We start from the raw sequence: 24134 nt of genomic DNA on the forward strand, positions 1-24134 counted from the left end.
GTTTGTGATCGACTGGATGTCACTCCGCCAGCTCTTCCCGACAGGAGGCACTCCCTTGCCCGCCCAGCCCCCAACGATGGCCGGCCACCCGCTGCTCGGTTCCCTGCTCGACCTGCAGAGCGACACCTTGGGCACCTACCTGCGGGCGCGGCGCGAGTACGGCGACGTGGTGCGCTTCTCGGTCGGCCCACCCGGCCTGCGCGCCTCCTTCGTCGCCGTGTTCTCCGCGGCCGGCGCCCAGCAGGTGCTGGCGGCCTCCTCCGACACCTTCAGCAAGGACAGCCGCTTCCTCGGCGAGATGCGTCAGTCCTTCGGCAACGGCCTGCTCACCAGCCTGGGCGACGAGTACATGCGCCAGCGCAGGATGCTGCAGTCGCTCTTCACCCCCAAGCAGGTGGACAAGTACGGGGGCGACATCGTCGCGGAGTCCCAGCGGTTGGCCGACCGCTGGGCGGCGGTGCCGGACGCCACCGTCGAGGTCGCGGAGGAGATGACCGAGCACACGCTGCGCACCATCTGCCGCATCCTCTTCGGCGCCTACGAGGACATGGACGTGATGATCCGCACGGTGCAGCGGAACTTCCCGCTGATCAACGCCTACGCGGTGAAGCGGGCGTTCTCCCCCGTCCACATATCCCGGAAGTTCCCCAGCCCGTCCAACCTCAAGGCCGCCAAGGCCCACCGTGAGCTGTACGAGGTCTGCGACGAGATCGTCGCCCGGCGCCGGACGGCCGAGACCTCGGCCCCGTCGGACCGGCAGGACATGCTCAGCCTGCTGGCCAAGGCGGTCTCGGACGACGGCGAGCCGATCACCCCCGAGGAGACCCGCGCCCAGGTCCTGACCTTCCTGGTCACCGGCCACGAGTCCACCGCCACCACGCTGGCCTTCGCCATGCACCTGCTGGCCTGCAACCCGGAGGCGCAGGCGCGGGCCCACGCCGAGGTGGACGGGCTGCTCGGCGGCCGGGAGCCCGGCTCGGCGGACGTGGAGGCGATGCCCTACCTGTCCGCGGTGATCAAGGAGACGCTGCGGCTGTACCCGGCCGCGCCCGCGCTCGGCCGGGTGCCCACCTCGAACGTGCGGGTCGGGGACTTCGAGATCCCGGCCGGCACCGATGTGGTGGTGAGCGCGGGCGTGGTCCAGCGCGATCCCGAGATGTGGCCGGAACCGGACCGGTTCGACCCCGACCGCTTCCTGGGGGAGGCGCAGAACCAGCGGCCCCGGTACGCCTGGTTCCCGTTCGGCGGCGGGCCCAGGGCCTGCATCGGCCAGCACCTGGCGACGCTGGAGTCCGTTCTGACACTCGCCGTGCTGCTGCAGCGCTTCAGCTTCACCGCGGTCGACACGGACGTTCCCTTCAGCTCGGCCATCACGCTCCGCGCGGAGGGCCCGATCCGCTGCAAGGTCACCGCGCGCTGACCGGTCACCGCCGCGAAGGCGCCTGACCGGGGCCGAGCCGCCGGTCGTCGGGCTCGGCAACCGGGCGGTCGCGTTCCCCCGGGCGCCGAGAGCCGGCGCAGGCCGCGGGGGCGCGAATTCGGCGGCGCCTTCGCGGCCGGCCGCGTCTTCTCCCTTGCAGGAGAGCGGTTCTGATCACTTCTCAGATGAATTCGTTGCGCCCCGTGGGTGCGGCGGACTAGGCTCCTGGCGATGGATGGCGAGGGGGATTCACCGATGATCTGCCCACGCCGGACTGCCGGCGCAGGAAGAACAGGCGGATCGCCCAAGGGGGAAGGCGGCGGCCGAATTCCACCGGAATCCGATGCCGTGCAGAAATAGCCGACATTCATCGATCCCGATGGAATTCAGGCGCGCCCGGCGAGGGTGGATCCAGTTCCATTTGCCTACGATCGAACCGCCGGTAGGCCGAATCGCCGGACCTGTCCTGGCAACTGCCCGCCCGGCAAGGGAGCCGGCGCCGGGGCAGCGGGTTCCCAGTACACACTGATCCAGCCCGGCCCTCCGGCCGGGCACACGCGAGGGGGAGGGTCGGGCCGGTGAGTATCCCCGAGGGTCCGATGGTGGCCGAGACGGATGTCGCGATCGTCGGTATGGCGGGGCGCTTCCCCGGTGCCGACGACGTGGAGTCCTTCTGGCGCCTGCTCAGCGAAGGCCGGGAGGGCATCACCAGGTTCACCCGGGAGGAACTGGACCGGGCCGGCGTGCCCGCCGTCCTGTCGGACGACCCCGACTACGTCCCCGCGCACGGAGTGATCTCCGACGTCGACCTCTTCGACACCGGGTACTTCGAACTGACGCCGTCCGAGGCGGAGTTCATCGACCCTCAGCACCGCATCCTGCTGACGGTCGGTCATGCCGCGCTGGAGAACGCCGGATACGACCCGCGCCGCTTCGGCGGCCTGATCAGTGTGTACGCCGGTGCGGCGATCAACACCTACCTCCAGCAGCAGGTGCTGCCCAACGTCGACCAGACCACCACCTCCAAGCACTTCTCGGTGATGGTCGGCAACGACAAGGACTTCCTGGCGACCCGCCTGTCGTACAAGCTCGACCTCAAGGGCCCCAGCTACAACGTCCAGACAGCCTGCTCCACCTCGCTGGTCGCCATCCACCTCGCCTGCCAGGGGCTCGTCAACGGCGAGTGCGACCTGGCCCTGGCCGGCGGCGTGACCGTCAAGCTGCCGCAGGAGAAGGGCTACCTCTACGAGGAGGGCGCCATCCTGTCCAAGGACGGGCACGTGCGCACCTTCGACGCCGGCGCCAGCGGCACCGTGCTCGGCAACGGCGTCGGCGTGGTCGTCCTCAAGCTCCTGCGCGACGCCATCGCCGACCGCGACACCATCCACGCCGTCATCAAGGGCACGGCGACCAACAACGACGGCTCCGGCAAGGTCAGTTTCGCCGCCCCCAGCGCGGTCGGGCAGACCGCGGTGATCCGGGAGGCGCACGCGGTCTCCGGCGTCGACCCGCGTTCGATCAGCTACGTCGAGGCCCACGGCACCGCCACCCGGCTCGGCGACCCGGTCGAGGTCTCCGCGCTCACCAAGGCCTTCCGGGCGGCCACCGCCGACACCGGCTTCTGCGCGATCGGCTCGGTGAAGTCCAACATCGGTCACCTCGACGCCGCCGCCGGCGTGGCCGGGGTGATCAAGACCGCGCTGATGATGAAGCACCGCACCCTGGTGCCCACCCTCAACCACCGCACCGACAACCCGGCCATCGACTTCGCGTCGGGACCGTTCACGGTCAGCGGCGCCACCGCGCCCTGGACCGCCGACGGGCCGCTGCGCGCCGGAGTCAGCTCCTTCGGCATCGGCGGAACCAACGCCCACGCCGTGCTGGAGGAGGCCCCACCTGCCCCGCTCACCGGGCCCTCCCGCCCGGAGCAGGTGCTGGTCGTCTCGGCGCGCACCGCGACCGCCCTGCGCGCCGCCGCCGACCGGCTGGCCGACCACCTCGACGCGGACGAGAACGCCGAGGCCGCCGGACTTGCCGACGTCGCCTACACCCTGGCCGTCGGCCGGCGGGCTCACGAGTACCGGCTGGCCGTCACCGGCGGCGACCGCGCCGCACTCGCCCGCGCCCTGCGTGCCGCCGAACCGACCGGTCCGGCCGGCACCGGCGAACTCTCCTTCGTCTTCACCGAGCGGATCGCCGACGCCACGGCGCTCGCCGAACGCTGGGCCGCCGTCGAACCGGACTTCGCCGAGCAGTACGAGGCGGCCCTCGCGGCCGGCGCCGCCGAGCACGGCGAGCGCGGCCAGACCTTCGCGCTGCAGTACGCGCTCGGCCGGCTCTGGCTCGGCTGGGGTCTGCACCCCGTCGCGATCCACGGCGACGGCGCCGCCGCGCTGGCCGCCGCCTGCGTCACCGGGGCGCTCACCCTGGCCGACGGCGCCGCCGCGTTGGCCGACGGTTCCTCGGCCGCGGACGCCCCGAAGCCCGGGCAGGCCAAGGCCCGTGGCTCCCGGATCACCCTGCGCGGCGCCCAGGAGGAGGCCCGCGGCCTGGTGGTGGGCGCCTCCGACGGGCCGTGGCACGCCGTCGCCCGGGCCTGGCAGGCCGGCGTCGAGGTCGACTGGGAGGCCTGGTTCGCCGCCGAGGAACGCGGCCGGGTGCCGCTGCCGACCTACCCCTTCGAGGGCCGCCGGGTCTGGATGACCGCGCCCGACCGCCCGGCCGCCCCCGCCGTCGCCGCGGCGGGCCCGCACCCGATGCTGGACGAGAACGTCTCCACCCTCGACACCCTCGCCTACCGCAGCAGCCGCACGGGCGAGGAGTTCTACCTGGCCGACCACCGGGTCGCCGGCGCGCCCGTGATGCCCGCGGTCGGCTACCTGGAGCTGGCCCGCGCTGCCGGCGAGCTGTCCACCGGTGGCCCGGTGGGGCTGCGCCGGGTCTCCTTCGAGCAGCTGCTCTCCTACGCGGACGGGCCGCGCACCGCGACCGTCGAGCTCTGGCGCGACGGCGACGCGGTCGGCTTCGAAGTCATCGCCGGCGACGCCGTCCACGCCCTCGGGGAGCTGCACCCCGGGCCCGCCGAGCCGGCCGGCCCGGTGGACCTGGCCGCGATCACCGAGCGCTGCGCCGAGGCCGTCGCCCACCAGGACTGCTACACCGAACTGCGCTCCCGCGGCCTCGACTACGGCCCCCGGATGCGGGCCCTGGCCGAGGTGGCGCTCGGCGAGGACGAGGCCCTGGGCCTGCTGGAGCCGCCCGAGGGCACGGCCCTGGACGGCGCGCTGCTCAACCCCGCGCTGCTCGACGGCGCGCTGCACGCCCTGGTGGTGCTGCTCGGCCGCCGCTACGGGCCGGCCGCCGCCGGCTTCCTGCCGCTGGCTCTCGGCGAGCTGACCAGCCATGCCCCGGTCACCGGGTCCTGCTGGGTGCACGTCGCCCTCGGCCGGACCACTGAGCGCTCCGCGACGGCCGAGCTGACCCTGCTGGACTCCGACGGGCAGGTGCTGGCCCGGCTGACCGACCTCGCCGTCCGCGTGCTGACCGGCTCCGCCGAGACCGCCGCTCTGCTGGCCCGGCGCTGGGCCGACGCCCCCGTCGAGCAGGACCGCGCGGCCGCGCCGGGCGCCGTCACCGTCGTCGCCGCGACCGAGGCCCGCCGGACCGAACTGGCCGCGCTGCTCACCGCCCTCGGCGCCGAGCCGGTCACCGCCGCGGCCGCCGACACCGCGGAGCCGGACGTCACCACCACACTCGTGGTGGACGAGCCGGAGGCCGAGCAGGCCCTGCGCCTGGTCCAGGGGCTGCTGAGGGCCAAGCCGACCGCGCCGGTCCGCGTCCTGCTGCTCCACCGTCACGAACCGGACGGCGCCCGCCCCGAGCGCGCCGCCCTGGCCGCCTTCGCCCGCAGCGTCCGGGCGGAGAACCCGCTGCTCGCCCTCCAGGCCGTGGGCCTCGCCGAGGGCGTCGACGAGGCCGCCGCCCTCGCCGCGGAGCTGGCCGGGCCCGGCCGCGACGCCGAGGTCCGGCACACCGCCGCCGGCCGCCAGGTGCCGCGGGCCGTCCCCGCCGGGACCGGCGCGCCGGTGGCCGTCCGCGACGGCGGGACCTACGTGGTCACCGGCGGCGCCGGCGGCCTCGGCCGGGCCGTCGCGGGCCGGCTGCTGGAGCGGGCCGACGCGCGGGTGGTCCTGCTGGGCCGCAGCGCGGAGCCCGCCGCCGGGCTGGACGAGCGGGTGGCCTACCGCGTGGCCGATGTCACCGACGCCGAGGCACTGGCCGCCCGACTGGCCGCGGTACGCGAGGAGTTCGGGCCGATCAACGGGGTCGTGCACGCGGCCGGCGTGCTGCGCGACGGCTTCGCCCTCGGCAAGGCGGCGGAGGACTTCGCCGCCGTCCTGGCACCCAAGGTCGCCGGGCTGCAGGCCCTGGTGGCCGCCACCGCCGCCGACCCGCTGGACTTCTTCGTCGCCTTCTCCTCCATCGCCGCCCACATCGGCAGCGCCGGGCAGACGGACTACGCCTACGCGAACGCCTATCTGGAGGCGGCCGCCGAGCGCCACCCGGGCCTGACCGCGATCGCCTGGCCGATGTGGGCCGAGGGCGGGATGCGCCAGAGCGACGAGGCCGCCGCCGAGATCGCCGACCGCACCGGCTTCGGTGTACTGCCCACCGCCGTCGGACTGGACCTGCTGGACCGGGCCCTCGGTACCCCCGGCCCGCTGGTGGCCGCCTACGGCGACGTCGCCAGGATCACCGCCGCCATCGGCGCGCCCGCCGCCGCGCCCGCCCCCGCCGCCGGGAACGCGGCCACCGCCGACGCCGTCGCCGGGTCGCACGCCGACGCCATCGCCCTGCTGCGCGAGCTGATCGCCGCCCAGACCGGCCTGGCGGCCGAGGAACTCGCCGAGGACGTGCCGTTCGACCGCTACGGCATCGACTCCCTGATGATCACCCGGCTCAACCGGGAGCTGGAGCGCCGCTTCGACGGCCTCTCCAAGACGCTGTTCTTCGAGTACGCCAACCTCGGCGAGCTGGCCGGGTACTTCGCCGAGCACCACGCGGCCGAGCTGCTCGGCACCGAGTCCGAGGCCTCCGTGCCGCAGCCGCACGACGGGCCGCGCCCCGCCCGGCCCGCCGTCGAGCGCACCGCCCGGGCTGTCCGCCGCCCCACCCGGACAGAGGCCGTCCCGGAGGACGAACGGGACGAGGCGGTGGCGATCATCGGCCTGGCCGGCCGCTACCCGATGGCCGACGACGTCGAGGAGTTCTGGACCAACCTGATCGAGGGCCGCGACTGCGTCACCGAGATCCCCGAGGACCGCTGGGACCGCGACCGCTGGTACGACCCCGACCCGGCCACCCCCGGGCGCGCCCACACCCGCTGGGGCGGCTTCCTGCGCGACGTCGACCGCTTCGACCCGCTGTTCTTTGGCATCTCCCCCCGCCAGGCCGAACTGATGGACCCGCAGGAGCGGCTCTTCCTGCAGAACGCCTGGCACGTCCTGGAGGACGCCGGCTACCGGCGCGCCGACCTGGCCGGCCACCCGGTCGGCGTCTACGTCGGCGTGATGTACGGCGAGTACCAGTTCCACGGCGCCCTGGACGCCCTGCGCGGCGGCCGCCCGCTCACCGGTTCCTCGTTCGCCACCATCGCCAACCGGGTCTCCTACACGCTCGGCCTCTCCGGCCCGAGCCTGGCGCTGGACACGATGTGCTCCTCCTCGCTCACCGCCATCCACCTGGCCTGCGAGTCGCTGCGCCGGGGCGAGAGCGAACTGGCCATCGCCGGCGGTGTCAACGTCTCCGTCCACCCGTACAAGTACGCCTTCCTCAGCCAGGGCCGCTTCCTCTCCTCCGACGGCCGCTGCCGCGCCTTCGGAGCGGGCGGCGACGGCTACGTGCCCGGCGAGGGCGTCGGCGCCGTCCTGTTGAAGCCCTACCGGCGGGCGCTGGCCGACGGCGACCGGATCCACGGCGTCATCCTCGGCAGCGCGGTCAACCACGGCGCCCGGACCAACGGCTACACGGTGCCCAGCCCGCACGCGCAACAGCGGGCGATCACCGACGCGATGGCGCGGGCCGGCGTCGAGCCGCAGGACATCGGCTACGTCGAGGCGCACGGCACCGGGACCTCGCTCGGCGACCCGATCGAGCTGACCGGCCTCACCAACGCCTACCGCTCGGCGGCCGCCGAGCCCGGCCGGTGGCCGATCGGCTCCGTCAAGTCCAACGTCGGGCACCTGGAGTCGGCCGCCGGCATGGCCGGGCTGACCAAGGTGCTGCTCCAGTTCGCCCACCGCACCCTGGTGCCCTCGCTGCACTCCGCCGAGCTCAACCCCAACATCGACTTCGACCGCTCGCCGTTCCGGGTCCAGCGCGAACTGTCCGCCTGGCCCGACGGCGACCGGCCGCGCCGGGCCGGCCTCAGCTCCTTCGGCGCCGGCGGCGCCAACGCCCATCTGGTGCTGGAGGAGTCCCCGAACCCCGACCCGACCGCCCCCCTTCCGGCAGGTGAGCAGCACACCGTGGAACCCGTCCTGTTCCTGCTCTCCGCCCGCGACCAGGAGCGGCTGCGCGCCTACGCCGACCGCGCCGCGTACTTCGTGGCGACCGAGCGCGTCCCGCTCGCCGACCTCTGCTACACCAGTCAGGTCGGCCGTGAGGCGTTCGAGGCGCGGCTCGCCGTCCTCGCCGCCGACGGTGCCGAACTGCTCGCCGTCCTGCGGGCGTTCGCGGACGGTGGAGCGGCGCCCGAGGTCGCCGACGCCGGCCCGCTGGGCGAACACGCCCGCCGCTGGCTGGCCGGCGCCGACGTGGACTGGGCCGCCTGGCACGCCTCCCGCCCCGGCCCGGCACCGCGCCGGGTCCGCGCCCCGCGCTACCCGTTCGCCGAGGAGCGCTACTGGATCCCGCTCGACCCGGACCTCGGCGACGGTGCGCCGCACCCGCTGGTGGACGCCAACGAGTCCACCGTCCGCGAGTCGCGCTTCCGCAAGACCCTGCGCGCCGGCGACCCGCTGCTGCGCGACCACGTCATCGAGGGCCGCCCGCTGCTGGCCGGCGCCGCCACCCTGGCGTTCGTCCTGGCCGCCGCCGGCCTGGCCGAGCCGGGCGTGCGGCACAGTCTGCGCGAGGTGGTCCTCGGCCGGGCGATCGAGCTGCCGGAGGGCGAACTGGCCCTCTACGCGGCCTTCCGCCCGGAGGGCACCGCGCTCGCCTTCGAGGTCTACAGCGAGGGCCCGGACGGCCGGACCACCCACGCCCGGGGCATCGCCGCGCCCGCCGCCGACGGTGGACAGCCCGCCGCCGACCTCGCCGAGCTGCGCGCCGCCCTGCCGGCGGTGCGCGAGCGGGCCGGGGTCTACGCCGACTACCGGGCTGCCGGCTTCGGCTACGGGCCGTCCTTCCAGGTCGTCGAGGAGGTGCGCAGCGGGGTCGGCCAGGCGCTGGTGAAGCTCACCGGCGAGGCCGGGACGGAGCTGCCCCCTGCGTTGCTCGACGGCGCCCTGCGAGCCTGCCACTGGGCCGGACGCGACACCGCACCGACCCCCGGCGAGCTGGCCGTCCCGTTCAGCCTCGGCGCGCTGGAGCTGTACCGGCCGCTGACCGCCGTCTGCTGGGCGCACGCCCGGCTGGTGGGAGAGTCGGGCGGGGTGCGCCGCTTCGACCTCACCGTCCACGACGAGCAGGGGCGGGTGCTGGCGGCACTGAAGGACTTCGCCGGCCGGCTGCCGGGCGCAGCTCCGGCCCCGGTCGCCGCGCTGCCCGCTGCCGGTACCACGCCGGCCACCGTCGCGGCCCCCGCCACGGTGTCGGCGCGGATCGACACGTCGGCGGAAGCCGCCGGAGAGGTCCGCCTCTACGAGCCGTACTGGCGCGCCGCCGCAGAGCCCGAGGCCGGCCCCGTCGCCGGGACGCTCGCCTTGCTGGGCGGCACCCACGAGTTGGCGGACGCGATGCGCGCCACCGGGATGTGGCGCCGGGTGGTCGCCCTCGCCGAGGAGGCCGACGGCCTCGCGGAGTACGCCGACCAGGGCGGCCTGGACCTGCTGCTCCCCGCGGGCCTCACCGGGGTCGGCCCCGCCGACGCCGAGCCCGACCCGGGCACCCTGGAGCGCCTCGGCTTCGTCCTGCTCGACCTGGTCCGGGCGGTGGCCGCCGACGAACTCCCCGGCCGCGTCCGCTGCCTGCTGCTCCACTCGCAGGAGGACGGCGCCGACCGCCCCGAACTCGGCGCCCTGACCGCCTTCGGGCGCTCCACCGCTGCCGTCGTCCCGCGCCTGGAACTGCTCACCCTGGGAGTGCCGGGGAACACTCCCGCCGCCGGACTCGCCGCGGCCGCCGCCGCCGAACTGGCTGCCGCGCCGCGCGCCGGCGGGCTGGAGGTGCGCCGCGCCGCCGACGGCCGGCGCGAGGTCCGCGTCCTGGGCCGGGCCGAGGACGTCGCCCCGGCGAGCGGTCAGGTGCTGCGCGAGGGCGGGGTCTACCTGCTCACCGGCGGCGGCGGCGCCATCGGCCGGGTGCTCGCCGAGCACCTCGCGCGAACCCACCGGGCCCGCCTGGTGCTGGTCGGCCGTTCCGAGCCGGACGCCGGGCAGCTGGCCTGGCACGACAGCCTGACCGCCCTCGGCGCGCAGGTGCTCGCCGTCCGCGCCGACGTGGCCGACGCCGGGAAGCTGGAGGCCGCGCTCGACACGGCGCGGGAGCGCTTCGGCGCCCTGCACGGGGTGTTCCACCTGGCCGGGGTCGCCGACGACGGCCGGGCCACGGACGGCGACCGCGAGCGCTTCGCACGCGTGCTGGCCGCCAAGACCCGCGGCCTGGTCCACCTGGACCGGCTGACCCGCGACGACGCCCTCGACCTTTTCGTGGTCTTCTCCTCGATCTCCTCCCTGGTCGGCGACTTCGGTGCGGCCGCCTACGCCACGGCGAATCGTTTCGCCGACCTCTTCGTCCTGCGGCGCGCGGCCCAGGTGCGCGGCGGCGCCCGCCACGGCCGCAGCCTCTCGCTGGACTGGCCGCTCTGGGCGGTCGGCGGCGTCGACGGGCTGGTCCGGGAGCAGGAGCTGGCCGCCTACGCCCGGCGCACCGGGATGCGCGCCCTCACCGCCGAGCAGGGCCTGGCCGCGTTCGAGCGCGCGCTGGCCCTCGGCTCGCCCTGGCTGCTCCCGGCCTGGGGCGAACCGGCCGTCCTCGACGCTGCCCTGCTGGCGGCCGAACCGGCCCGGACGACGCCCGCCCCGGCCGCGGCACAGCCGGCCGGTGCGACGGCGTTCGGTGCGACGGCGGCCGGTGCGACGGCGGACGGTCGGCGCGCCCGGCTGGTCGAGCACCTGAGCGGCGTGCTCTCCGGAGTGCTCAAGTTGCCCGCCGGGCGCTTGGACAGCCGAGTCGCGCTGGACGACTACGGCCTGGACTCGGTGCTGGTGATGGAGTCCAACGGCCTGCTCGGCAAGGACTTCCCGGGCCTGCGCGGCACGGTGTTCTTCGAATGCCGGACGGTGGACGAACTCGCCGACCACGTGCTCGCCGAGCACCCGGAGGCGGTGGCGCGGCTCTTCCCCGAGGCCCCTGCCCCCGCCGCTGCCCCCGCCCCCGTTCCGGCTGCGGTCGTGCCGCAGCCTGCCCGGCCCGGCACCGGCCCCCAGGCCGAGGTCCGGACACCGGCTCCGGCCCGCAGGGAGCCGGCCGAGGACGAACCGATCGCCGTCATCGGAATCAGCGGCCGCTACCCGCAGGCCCGGAACCTGGACGAGTTCTGGCGCAACCTGGCCGCCGGCCGGGACTGCGTGACCGAGGTGCCCGCCGACCGCTGGGACGCCGAGGCGCTGTTCGACACCGACCCCACCGCGCCGGGCCGCAGCTACAGCCGCTGGGGCGGCTTCCTGTCGGACGTGGACGCCTTCGACTCGCTGTTCTTCCAGATCTCGCCGATGCAGGCCCGCACCATGGACCCGCAGGAGCGGCTGTTCCTGGAGACGGCCTGGTCGGCCCTGGAGAACGCCGGCTACCCGCCGTCCCGCATCCCCGCGCCGCGCTTCGGCGGCCAGGGCCACGACGTGGGCGTGTTCGTCGGCGTCATGTGGGACGACTACGCCGTCCTGGCGGCCACCGAGTCCGCGCGCGGCAACCATCAGGTGGTGCTGGCCAACCGCTCCTCGATCGCCAACCAGGTCTCGTACTTCGGCGACTTCCGCGGCCCCAGCGTGGTGGTCGACACCGCCTGCTCGGCCTCCCTGGTGGCCCTGCACCAGGCCTGCGAGAGCATCCGCCGGGGCGAGTGCTCCTACGCCCTCGCAGGCGGCGTCAACGTCGCCGTCCACCCGGACAAGTACGTCCACCTCAGCCGCAAGACCATGCTCTCCGCCGACGGCCGCTGCCGGGCCTTCGGCGCGGACGGCAGCGGCTACGTACCGGGCGAGGGCGTCGGCGCGGTGCTGCTCAAGCGGCTCTCGGAGGCCGTCCGGGACGGCGACACCGTGCACGCGGTGATCCGCGCGACCGCCGTCAACCACGGCGGTCGCACCAGCGGCTACACCGTCCCCAACCCGCACGCCCAGCAGGCCCTGGTGGAACAGGCGCTGGCCGCCGCCGGAGTGGACGCCCGCACGATCGGCTGCGTCGAGGCGCACGGTACCGGCACCTCGCTGGGCGACCCGATCGAGCACACCGCGCTGGCCCAGGCCTTCCGCAGGCACACCGCGGACACCGGCTTCTGCGCGCTGGGCTCGGTCAAGTCGGCCATCGGCCACCTGGAGGGCGCGGCCGGCATCGCCGGGTTCACCAAGGCCGTGCTCCAGTTGCGGCACGGCACCCTGCTGCCCACCCTGCACGCCGAGACGCTCAACCCGAACATCGACTTCACCAGCTCGCCGTTCACCGTCCAGCGCGAGACCGCGCCCTGGCCGCAGCCGTACGACACCGAGGGCCGCCCGCAGCCGCGCCGCGCCGCCGTCAGCTCCTTCGGCGCCGGCGGGACCAACGCGCACGTGATCCTGGAGGAGTACGTCGCTCCCGGGACGGACGCACAGGTGGCCGGGCCGGAGCTGATCCTGCTCTCCGCCCGCGACGAGGGACGGTTGCGCGCCTACGCGGCCGAGCTGGCGGTGGCGCTGGCCGACCCGGCGGCGCCGCGGCTCGCCGACGTCGCCTACACCCTGCGGGTGGGCCGGGAGCCGATGGCCGAGCGGCTGGCGTTCGTCGCCGCCGACCTCGCCGAGGCCGCCGAGCGGCTGGCCGCCGTCGGCCGCGGCGAGCAGGGTCGGTGGCTGCACCGGGGCAACGTCCGTCAGCACCCGCCGCTGGCCGACCTGTTCACCATGAGCGTCGGCGGGCGGGACTTCCTGACCGCCCAGGTGCTGGCCGGGGACGACGACCTGCTGGCCCGGCTCTGGGTCTCCGGCATCACCCTCGACTGGGACGTGGTGCACAAGGCCCGGGCGAGCGAGCGGCGCCGGGTGCCGCTGCCGACCTACCCGTTCGAGCGGGTACGCCACTGGCTGGACCTCACGGCCGCTCCGGCTCCCGTCACCCCCACCGACCCGCCGCAGGCCGGACCCTGGCGCCGCACGCTGTCGGCGGACGCCCCGGCGCTGCGCGACCACGTGGTGGCCGGCCGCCCGATCCTGCCGGGCGTCGGACACCTGGACCTGGTCGCCGAAGCCCTCGGCGGGCTGACCGGCCGGGCGCTGGCCGACGTGCGCTGGATCGCCCCGCTGGCCGTCGACGGCGCCGAGGCGGCCGTCGCGGTCCGCTTCGACGGCGACCGCTACGAGATCCACGGCGAGGACGGCGGGCTGCGCTCCTGCGGCCGCCTGGACACCGCCCCGGCCGTCCCGCCCGCCGTCGACCTCGCCACGCTGCGCTCCACCCTGGAGGCCGGTCCCGACCGGGCCGCCTTCTACCGCCTGCTGGAAGGCCAGGGCCTGGCGTACGGCCCGTTCTTCCGCCGGGTCGAGCAGGTGTGGACCGGCACCGACCGGGTGCTCGGCCGGATCGGCGCCGCCGACGCCGAGGCCGCCCACCTGCTGCACCCGGGCGTGCTGGACGCCGCCCTGCACACCGTCGCCGCGCTGCTGGTGCGCCGGCGCGGGCCGCTGGCCCGGCCGATGCTGCCGTTCGCGGCGGACCGGGTGGAGGTCTTCGGCCCGGTGCCGGCCACTGGCTGGTCGGACGTCCGCGAGACCGGCGCCGACCGCTGCGACGTCCTGCTGCTCGACGAGGACGGTGCCGTCCGGGTGCGCTTCACCGGCCTGACGTACCGCGAGGCGAAGCCCGCCACGGTGACCGGCTACCGTCCGGTCTGGACCGCGAGCCCCGCCGAGGGTACGGCCGAGCCCGCCCGGCGCGTCCTGCTGGTCGGCGAGCGCCTGGACGCCGAGCCGGCCGTCGGCCTCGCCCTGGCCCACCGGGACGCCCTGCTGCGCCGGCTGCCGATAGGCCCCGGCGGTCTGACGGATGCCGAGCTGGACCGCGCCCTCACCGAGGACGGCGGACCGGACCTGGTGTACTTCCTCGGCACCGGGCCGCAGCAGCAGCCCGCCGACCGGGCCGCCGTGCGCGCCCTGATGGACCGTGGGGTGATCTCGCTCTACCGCCTGGTGCGCGCCCTGGACCGGCACGGCCTGTTGGAGCGGGAACTGCGGCTGAAGGTCGTCACCACCGACGTCCACCCGCTGGAGGCGGGTGACGACTCGGGCCCCTGGCCGGCGAGCCTGGCCGGGCTGGCGACCGTGGTCGGCAAGGAGTACCCGACGCTACGGGTCTCGCTGGTCGACGTGCGCTCCGCCGAGGCCGCCGAGGCGGCCGGCGCGGTGGCGGCCGAGCCCTTCCCGGCCCGCCCGGTCCCGGTCTCGCTGCGTGCGGGCGTGCGCCGGGTGCGGAGCCTGGAGCAGGTCGAACTACCGCTCACCGGCACCCGGTTCCGCCGGGGCGGCGTGTACCTGGTGATCGGCGGCCTGGGGGCCGTCGGCCGCGACACCTGCCGCCACCTGGCCGAGACGTACCGGGCGAAGCTGGTCGTGGTCGGCCGCTCCCCGCTGGACGAGCGGAGCCGGGGGACGCTGGCCGAGCTGACCGCGCTCGGTGCCGAGGTCCGCCACCTCGCGCTGGACGCCACCGACCCGGCCGCGCTGGCCGAAGCGGTCGCCCTGGCCAAGCGGGAGTTCGGCGCCCTGCACGGGGTGGTCAACGCCGCGATGGTGCTGGTCAACAAGGTCGTCCGGGAGCTGCCGGAAGCGGAGCTGCGCGCGGCCCTGGAGTCCAAGACCGACGCCGCCTGGAGCCTGCTGCACGCGGTGCGGCAGGAGCCGCTGGACTTCGTGCTGTTCTACTCCTCAGGGGTCAGCTTCGAGGGCAACCACGGCCAGGCCGGCTACGCGGCCGGCTGTACCTTCGCCGACGCCTACGCCCTGCACGCCGCGCGCACCCTGCCCTTCCCGGTCCGGGTGCTCAACCTCGGCTACTGGCACGCGGGCGGCGACGCCGAACGCGAGCGGGTGCTGCGCCGTTTCGAGGCGGCCGGCATCCGGCCGATGTCCGCCGAGCGGGGGATGGCCGTGGTCGAGCGGATGCTCTCCGGGGACCTCCCGCAGCTGCTGGCCCTGGACGCCGACCGGCACATCCTGGACAACCTGGGCGTCGTGCCGGACCGCACCCTGGCCCTGCTGCCGGGCGCCGCGCCGACTGCGCTGCCCGAGGTCCGCACCCGCCAGGAGCACGGCACCGAACATGAACTGATGCAGCATCAGATCGCCGTGGCCGAGCTTGAGGAGCTTGCGGTCCGGCTGCTGGCGGCGTCCCTGCACCGCCTCGGCGTGTTCGAGCAGCCCGAGCTCCGTCACGACCGCGCCGTCCTGGCCGCCCGCCTCGGCGTGGTGGCCGAGCACGCCGCGCTGTTCCAGGTGCAGCTGGACATCCTGGCCGCCGCAGGACTGCTCAAGGCCGAGGGCGACTGGGTGCAGCCGGTGGGTGTCGCGGTCGAACCGCAGGAGCGGCTCGACCGCGAGACCGACGAGCTCATCAGCCGTCACCCCGGCGTCGCGCCGGTGGCCGCGCTGCTGCGGGACTGCCTGGCGGCGCTGCCCGAGGTGCTCACCGGCCGGCGCGGCGCGATGGAGGTGCTGTTCCCCGACGGTTCCTCCGAGCGCGTGGCCGCCGTCTACCGGGGCGACCCGGTCACCGACCGCTGCAACGCCGAGGTGGCCCGCCTGGTCGTCGAGCAGGTCGAGGCCCGGCTGGCCGCCGAGCCCGGCTGCCGGGTGCGGATCCTGGAGGTCGGCTCCGGCACGGGCGGCACCAGCGCGACGGTCCTCGCGGCGCTCACGCCGTACGCGGACTCGGTCGAGTACGTGTTCACCGACCTCTCCCCGGCCTTCGTCCGCAAGGGCCGCGCCCGGTTCGGCGCGGGCCACCCGTTCGCCCGCTTCGAGGTCCTGGACGTCGAGGCCGACCTGGCGACCCAGGGCGCGGCGATCGGCGGGTACGACGTGGTCCTCGGCACCAACGTCCTGCACGCCACCAGGTCGCTGGCCACCACCCTGGGCCAGGCCAAGCTGCTGCTGCGCCGCGGCGGCGTGCTGCTGGCCGTCGAGGGCACCCGGCCCCGGCACCAGCTGGCGCTGATCTTCGGCCTCACCACCGGCTGGTGGCTGTTCGAGGACGCCGGGCAGCGGATGCCCGGCTCGCCGCTGGCGAGCGAACGGCAGTGGCGCGACGTACTGGCGGGCTGCGGCTTCCGCGACATCAGCGTGGGCTCGCCCACCACGGAGGCCGGGCCGGCCCACCAGAGCGTGATCGCGGCGGTCAGCGACGGCCTCCTGTCGACGCCCGGTGGGGCCACGGCCCCGGCCACGCCCGCGGCCGCCCCGGTCTCCGCCCCCGTCGTCGTATCGGCACCGGCACCGGCACCGTCCGCCCTGCCGGTCGAGGACGACGCGCTGGAGCAGGTGACCGCCGTCTTCGCCCGGGTGCTGGAGATGGCTCCCGGGCAGCTGGACCCCGACCTCACCTTCGAGAACTACGGTGTCGACTCACTCGTGGTGCTCGAACTGACCCGGGGCCTGGAGGCCGTCTACGGACCGCAGCCCGCGACCCTGCTGTTCGAGCGGATCACCATCCGCCGGCTGGCCGAGCACTTCCGTGCTGCCCGGCCCGCAGCGGCCGCGCCGGTGGCACCGGTGGCACCGGTGGCACCGGTACCCCCCGCCCCGGTGGCACCGGTACCCCCCGCCCCGGTGGCACCGGTACCCCCCGCGCCGGCGGCGCGGCGGGCCCCGGGCGGCGAGGCCGAGCGCCTCGTCGCCGGACTGTCCGACGCAGCCGTCGAGGAGCTGCTCGCCGAACTGCTCTCCCAGCGCGGGGAGTCCGAAGGAGGCGCACGATGACCGCCGAGCCGTTCAGCTGCGTGGTGGTGGGCGAGGAGGCCCTGCTGGTCGAGTGCACCCGCGTGCTGCTGGCGCGCGGGCACACGGTGGCCGCCGTGGTGTCCCCGTCCGCCGCGCTGACCGCCTGGGCGCAGGGCGAGGGCCTGACGACCGTTCCGTTCGGGCCCGACCTCGCCGAGCGGCTCGCCTCTCTGCGCTTCGACTACCTGTTCAGCATCGCCAACCTGCGGATGCTGCCCGACAGCGTGCTCGCCCTGCCGAGCCGCCTGCCGGTCAACTTCCACGACGGGCCGCTGCCCCGGCACGCCGGGCTGTTCGCCACCAGCTGGGCCATCCTGGACGGTGACAAGCAGCACGGCGTCACCTGGCACGTGATGACCACCGAAGCCGACGCCGGTGACCTGCTCAAGCAGCGCGAGGTGCCGGTCGACCCGGCCGCCACCGTGCACGACCTGGACGTCGCCTGCTTCGACGCCGGCGTCGAGTCCTTCACCGAGCTGGTCGACGAACTCGCCGCGGGCACCGCCGTGCGCACCCCGCAGGACCTGTCGTTGCGCACCTACCACGGCCGCTTCGACGGCCCGCCGCGCGGCGGCGTCTTCGACCTGCGCCGCCCGGCCGCCGAACTCGACGCGCTGGTGCGGGCCACCGCTTTCGGCCGGCGCCGCAACGACTTCGGCCTTCCGCTGCTGCCGCTCGGCGGACGCCTGCTGGCCGTCCAGGGCGTGGAGATCACCGACCGCGCCTCCACCGCCGACCCCGGCACGGTGGTCGACGCAGCCCCGGCCGCCCTCACCGTCGCCACGGCCGACCGGGACCTGCGGCTGACCGCCCTGGCCGACCCGGCGGGGGAGCCGGTCGACCTGCCGGCCCTGGCCGACACCCTGGCCCGCGAGCACGGTGGCCGCTTCCCCGCACCCTCCGAGGCCGAGGTCGCCGAGCTGGCCGCCGCCGGGCGGGCCGCCCTCCGGCAGGAGGGCCGCTGGCTGCGCGTCCTCGAAACGCTGGAACCCGTCCTGCCGCCGCGCTTCGGCCGTCTCACCGCGCCCGTACGCCCGGCCGGCCCGGTGCCGCTGCCCGCTGCCCTGGTGGGTGCGGGCGACGCGCCGGAGCGCACGGCCCTGGCCGCCGTGCTGGCCTTCCTGGCCCGCCTCACCCGGGACGGCGAGCGGGACGTCGCGCTGCTCGCCGAGCCCTCGCCGGTGCCCGGACTGCTGGCCGCCGAGGTGCCACTGCGCGCCCCGGAAGGCCTGCTGGAGCACACCCTGGCGGAGCTGGCCGAGTCGGTCGGCGCCGAGCTGGCGACCCTGCGTGCCCGCTCCCCGTACCGGCGTGACCTGCTGCTGCGCCACCCCGCGCTGCCCGGCGTCGCCCGCGGCGGCCTTCCGGTGGCCGTCCGGCTGCCCGGCGCCGCGCCCCTGGACACCGGGCGGGCGCTGACGGTCGCGATCGACGAGCACGGCACGGTCTCCTTCGATGGCCTGACGGACGATCAGCTCGCCTGGCTGGCCGGGCACTTCGCCCTGCTGCTCGACGGCGCGGCCGCCGCCCCCGGGCAGCGGCTCGCCGCGCTGCCGCTGCTCACCGCCGAGGAGCGCGAGCTGCTGGACGGTCGCTGGAACGACACCGGCGAGGAGTACCCGCGCGAGCGCACCGTCAGCCGGCTGTTCGCCGACCTCGCCTGCGCCGCCCCGGCCGCGCCCGCGGTCCGGCACCTCGACCGCGAGCTGACCTACGCCGAACTGGACCAGGCCGCCGACCGGTTGGCCCACCGGCTGATCGAGCTGGGCGTCGGCCCCGGCGCCCTGGTGGGCGTCTACCTGGAGCGCTCCGTCGAACTGGTGACCGCCCTGCTGGCCGTCATGAAGAGCGGCGCGGCCTACGTCCCGATCGACCCGATCTACCCGCCCGCGCGGATCGGCCACATGCTGGACGACTCCGGCGCCCGGCTGGTCCTCACCGACGCGACCCTGGGCGCCGCCCTGGCGGACTTCCCGGTCACCCCCGTCCTGGTGGAGCCGGAGGCCCCCGGGGAGCCGGCCGTCGCGCCGATCGACCGTTCCGCCCCGGACGCGCCCGCGTACGTGATCTACACCTCCGGCTCCACCGGCGTCCCCAAGGGCGTCCAGGTGGGCCACCGGGCGCTGGTCAACTTCCTCTGGACGATGGCCCGCAGGCCCGGCTTCGGCTCGCGGGACTCGCTGCTCGCCCTCACCACCGTCTGCTTCGACATCGCCGGGCTGGAGCTCTACCTCCCGCTGGTGCGCGGCGGCACGGTCGAGGTGCTGCCCGCCGCGGTCGCCGCCGACGGCTTCGCCCTGCGCGAGCGGGTCGAGCGGGCCGCCCCGACCGTGCTCCAGGCCACGCCCACCACCTGGCAGATGCTGATCGCCGCCGGCTGGGAGGGTGACCCGAAGCTGCGCGCACTGTGCGGCGGCGAGCCGCTGCCCGCCGAGCTGGCCGATCGGCTCGCGGACCGGGTCGGCGCGTTGTTCAACATGTACGGCCCGACCGAGACCACCATCTGGTCCACCGTGGACCGGGTCCGCCCCGGCGAGCCGGTCACCATCGGCCGCCCGATCGGCAACACCGGCTGCCACGTTCTCGACGAGCGCGGCGAGCCCGTCCCGCCCGGTGTCCCCGGCGAGCTGTACCTGTCCGGTGACGGCGTCGCCGACGGCTACCTCGGCCGGCCCGAGCTGACCGCCGAGCGCTTCGTGGCCGCGCCCGCCGGGCGCGGCCGGGCCTACCGCACCGGCGACCTGGTGCGCCACCTGCCGGACGGACGCCTGGAGTACCTGGAGCGCATCGACGGCCAGATCAAGCTCAACGGCTACCGGATCGAGCTCGGCGAGGTCGAGTCGGCGCTGCGCCGACTGCCCGGGGTGAGTGCCGCGGTCGCGCTCGTCCGCGAGGACCAGCCCGGCGAGCGCCGGATGGTGGCCTACGCGACCGGCACCGCGGAGCTGGCCGGACCGGCCGAGCTGCGCGCGGCGCTGCGCGAGCGCCTGCCGGCGTACATGGTCCCCTCGGCCCTGGTGGTGCTGCCCGCGCTGCCGCTCACCCCGAACGGGAAGATCGACCGCAAGGCGCTGCCGAAGCCGGGCACGGCCCGGATCGCCGGCGGCGCGGCGGCCGTCCGCACCGACCTGGAGCGCGGCATCGCCGAGGTCTGGTGCGCGGTGCTCGGCCTGGAGACCGTCGGCGCCGAGGACAACTTCTTCGACCTGGGCGGCGATTCGCTGCGACTCACCTCGGTGGTCGCCGCGCTGCGCGAGCGGCTGGGCCGCCCGGTCACCCGCCTGGACATGTTCGGAAACCCGACCGTCCGGGCCATGGCGGCGCACCTCACCGAGAACGCCGGGCCCGCCGCCGCCCCGCCGGCCGCGCAGCGGCGCGGGCGGGACGTCACGGCGCTGGCGCAGCGGCGTGGCCGGAGGAGGCGCGGATGACCGCCGCCTCCCGTACCGCAAATCGATCCCAGACGGGTACCACAGGGGGTTCCGTGTCCAGCTGCAAGGTCTGCTCGCTCAAGGCCGACCACCCGGGCGTGGTCCTCGACGACCAGCAGGTGTGCAATCTCTGCAACCTGGACTTCGCCGAGGACCTGCTGAACAACTACCGCTACACCAACGAGGTGTTCACCGAGTTCCAGCAGGCCCCGCCGGCCTCCGGCGAGTTCGACTGCCTGTTCATGTACAGCGGCGGCAAGGACAGCACCTACATGCTGGACAAGTTCGTCAACGAGTACGACAAGCGGGTGCTCGCCTTCACCTTCGACGTGCCGTTCGAGAGCGTGCACGCGGCGCAGAACATCGCGCTGGCGCGGGAGAAGATCCCGGCCACGTTCGTGCTGGACGCCGACGACGACAACATCAAGCTGATGATGCGCGAGGTGTTCAACCGCCGCGCTCCCAAGAAGCCCGGCAAGTACCTGGACGAGAAGCTGCCGTGTGTCTCCTGCCGGACCTTCTTCGTGCTGCGGGCGATCCTGATGGCCTACCGCCAGAAGATCCCGTACATCGCGCTGTGCGCCGACCCGCAGCAGATCCTCACCATGGAGTCCAACGTCCGCGAGATCGTCCGGGGCTTCTACAAGACCTTCGGCGAGCGGCTGACCGACACCCTCTTCGGGGGGCAGCTGGAGGAGCTGCTCTTCGACGAGGACGAGAACCTGCCGAAGATCGTCTTTCCGTTCATCGCGATGCGGCACGAGTACGACCCCGACCGGATCGTCGAGGAACTGCGCGCCAAGGGGCTGTACCAGTCCTCGCCGCTGGAGACCCACTGCACGCTCTTCCCGCTCCTGAACTACTACTCGTTCAAGAACTGGGACTGCATGTTCTACAAGCTCAACGCGGCGAGCCACGTGCGGTCGGTCAAACGCAACGCCGACTACGACCGCAACACCTTCAGCATCAAGTTCCCGCGCTCGCTGGACCTCGCCGACGTGGAGCAGCGCCTCGGCGAGGTCGTGATGGCGATCGCCGCCGACGAGGGCGAGCGGTCGGACCACGAGGCCGTGCTGGTGGACCTGTTCCAGCGGATGGACGCCTCGGAGGAAGCCGCCCGCTTCGTCGCCCATACCTTCCTCGACATGCGTTCGGTCGCCGCCGATCTCGGCATCCGGCTCAGCTGAGACCTCACCAGGGAGAACATCGTGACCGTTTCCGACTCCGATGTCGCGATCATCGGCATCAGCTGCCGCTTCCCGGGCGCTGACTCCGTCGACAAGTTCTGGGAGGTGCTCCGCGAGGGCCGCGAAACGCTGACCCGCTACACCGACGAGGAGCTGCTCGCCGCCGGGGTTCCGGCCGAACGGCTGGCCGACCCCCGCTACGTGAAGGCCGGCCAGACCATCCCGGACGTCGACCTGTTCGACTCCGAGCTGTTCCGGTTCACCCACGACGAGGCCGAGATCCTCGACCCGCAGCACCGGATCTTCCTGGAGTGCGCCCTGGAGGCCCTGGAGCGCGCCGGGTACGACCCCGACCGCCACGAGGGTCACATCGGCGTCTACGCGGGCGCCGGTATGAACACCTACCTGCTGCACAACCTGGGCGACCGCTACCGCTCGGCGTCCTCCGTCGACCACTACCGGCTGATGCTGGCCAACGACAAGGACTTCCTGGCCACCCGGACCTCGTACAAGCTCAACCTGCGCGGCCCCAGCATCAACATCAACACGGCCTGCTCCACCTCGCTGGTCGCGGTGCACACCGCCTGCCTGGCGCTGCTCAGCGGCGAATGCGACATGGCGCTGGTCGGCGCGGTGCACCTGGGCCACCCGGGGCAGGGCTACCAGTACCAGGAAGGCATGATCTTCTCCCCGGACGGCCACTGCCGCGCCTTCGACGCCGAGGCCCAGGGCACCGTGATCGGCAGCGGAGCCGGGGTGGTGGTGCTGAAGCGGCTCAAGGAGGCGCTGGCCGACGGGGACTGGATCCACGCCGTGGTCAAGGGGTCGGCGGTCAACAACGACGGGTCGCTGAAGACCGGCTACACCGCGCCGAGCATCGCGGGACAGGCCGAGGTCATCGCCGACGCCCAGGAGGTCGCCGACGTCGAGCCGGACAGCATCGGCTACGTCGAGGCGCACGGCACCGGCACCCCGCTCGGCGACCCGATCGAGGTCGCCGCGCTCACCCAGGCCTTCCGCCAAGGCACCGAGCGCACCGGCTTCTGCGCCCTCGGCTCGGTGAAGACCAACATCGGCCACCTGGACACCGCCGCCGGCATGGCCGGCCTGGTCAAGACCGCGCTGATGCTGGAGCACGGCACCCTGGTGCCGAGCCTGCACTACACCCGGCCCAACCCGGACATCGACTTCGCGTCCGGTCCGTTCTACGTCAACACCGAGACCACCGCCTGGCCGGCCGCCGACGGGCCGCGTCGGGCCGGCGTCAGCTCCTTCGGCATCGGCGGCACCAACGCCCATGTGGTGCTCCAGGAGCCGCCCGTCCGTACCGAGGCGCCGCGCGGGCGCGACCGCGAGCTGCTGGTGCTCTCCGCCCGTTCCGAGGCCGCCCTCAAGCAGGCCGCCACCGCGCTGGCCCGTCACCTCAAGCAGCACCCGGACCTGGACCTCGGCGCGGTCGCGCAGACGCTCGGCCTCGGCCGGCGCGGCCACGCCCACCGGCTGGCGCTGGTGGCCCGCAGCACCCGGGACGCCGCCATGGCCCTGGCCGTCGGCGACGAGGAGCGGCTGTACCAGGCCGTGGCCGGCCCCGACGGTGCCGGGCCCGTCCTGGTGCTGACCGGGGACGGTGCGGACGAGGCGGACACCGCCGAGCTGTACCGGGCGGTGCCCGCGTACCGCGCCGCCGCCGATGCCTGCGCCGCCGCGCTGGGCCGGGACGGTCAGAGCGAGGCGGTGCTGCGCGAGCACGGCGTCGTCCACGAGTACGCGTCGGCCTCCGCCCTGACCGCCTGGGGCCTGGCCCCGGCCGCCCTGGCGGCGAGTGGCCGGGGCACGGCCGTCGCGGCGGCCCTCGCCGGGGCGCTGCCGCTCGCCGAGGCGCTGGCGCTGGCCGGTGGCGAGGCGCCGGCCAGGCTGGAGGTGCCACGCCGGCCGGTGCTGAACCCGCACACCGGCCGCTGGATGACCGAGGACGAGAGCCGGCTGCCCGGCAGCTGGAGCGGCGCGGTCGCACCGCTGGAGGGCCTGGACGCGCTGCTCGCCGCCGAGGGCCGCCACGCGCTGCGCCTGGCCCCGGCCGAGGACGGGGCGGCGGGCCTGGCCCACCTGCTGGCGCTCGCCGGGCAGGCGTGGGCGCACGGCGCGGAGCTGGACTTCACGGCCGTGCACGAGGGCAGCGACCGCCGCCGGGTACCGCTGCCGACCCATCGCTTCGAGCGGCGCCGGCACTGGGTGGAGCCGGGCGGCCACGCCACCGCCGCCGCCCCGGCCGCCGCGGACCGGCTGCTCGCCCGCTTCGATCCGGAGGACCCGGCGCACAACGTCGAGCTGGTCACCGACTACCTCGTCGAGGAGATCGGCAAGGTGCTCGGCGGCCGTCATCTCGCCGCCCTGGAAACCAACCTGTTCGACCTGGGCCTGGACTCGCTGGTGCTGATCGAGGTCGTCGCGAAGCTGAGCGAGGAACTGGACTTCGCCGTCCCGGCCACCTCCTTCGTCGAGTTCCCGACCATCCGCGCCTTCGTCGACAACCTCGCCGAGCTGATGGAGTTCGGCCCCGCCCAGGGCACCGCCCCGGCCGCCGCCGGCCGTACCTCCCGGCGGGCGCAGCGCGCGGCGGCCCGGCCGTAGTCCCCGTCCGGTGGACCGGCCCCGCCCACGCCGGTCCACCGGACGCCCCCCGGCGTCC

Annotated in this window: 5 protein-coding genes; all 5 read left to right on the top strand. The window is 74.9% G+C overall.

The genetic code is table 11. The features are described 5' to 3' along the window. The first annotated feature begins 55 nt into the window (after positions 1-55). The 5 genes from ACZ6Z8_RS13605 (at position 56) to ACZ6Z8_RS13625 (ending at position 24076) form a co-directional block, all read left to right on the top strand. On the top strand, positions 56-1420 hold the full coding sequence (locus ACZ6Z8_RS13605; protein ID WP_465609242.1) for a cytochrome P450: 1365 nt from the start codon (positions 56-58) through the stop codon (positions 1418-1420). 599 nt (positions 1421-2019) lie between these two features. Then, entirely contained in the window at positions 2020-16806 is a 14787-nt protein-coding gene (locus tag ACZ6Z8_RS13610) for an SDR family NAD(P)-dependent oxidoreductase (RefSeq protein ID WP_465609851.1), read from the top strand. Continuing rightward, entirely contained in the window at positions 16803-20258 is a 3456-nt protein-coding gene (locus ACZ6Z8_RS13615; RefSeq protein ID WP_465609244.1) for an amino acid adenylation domain-containing protein, read from the top strand. The genes ACZ6Z8_RS13610 and ACZ6Z8_RS13615 overlap by 4 nt, the downstream gene beginning before the upstream one ends. A gap of 53 nt (positions 20259-20311) precedes the next feature. Beyond that, complete coding sequence (locus tag ACZ6Z8_RS13620) at positions 20312-21445, top strand: adenine nucleotide alpha hydrolase family protein (protein WP_465609246.1); 1134 nt, start codon at positions 20312-20314, stop codon at positions 21443-21445. A gap of 21 nt (positions 21446-21466) precedes the next feature. Continuing rightward, positions 21467-24076 (top strand): beta-ketoacyl synthase N-terminal-like domain-containing protein, encoded by a 2610-nt coding sequence (locus tag ACZ6Z8_RS13625; protein WP_465609248.1) that lies wholly within the window; start codon positions 21467-21469, stop codon positions 24074-24076. The last annotated feature ends 58 nt before the right edge of the window (positions 24077-24134 follow it).

It is taken from the genome of Kitasatospora sp. NPDC101108 (assembly GCF_055584725.1).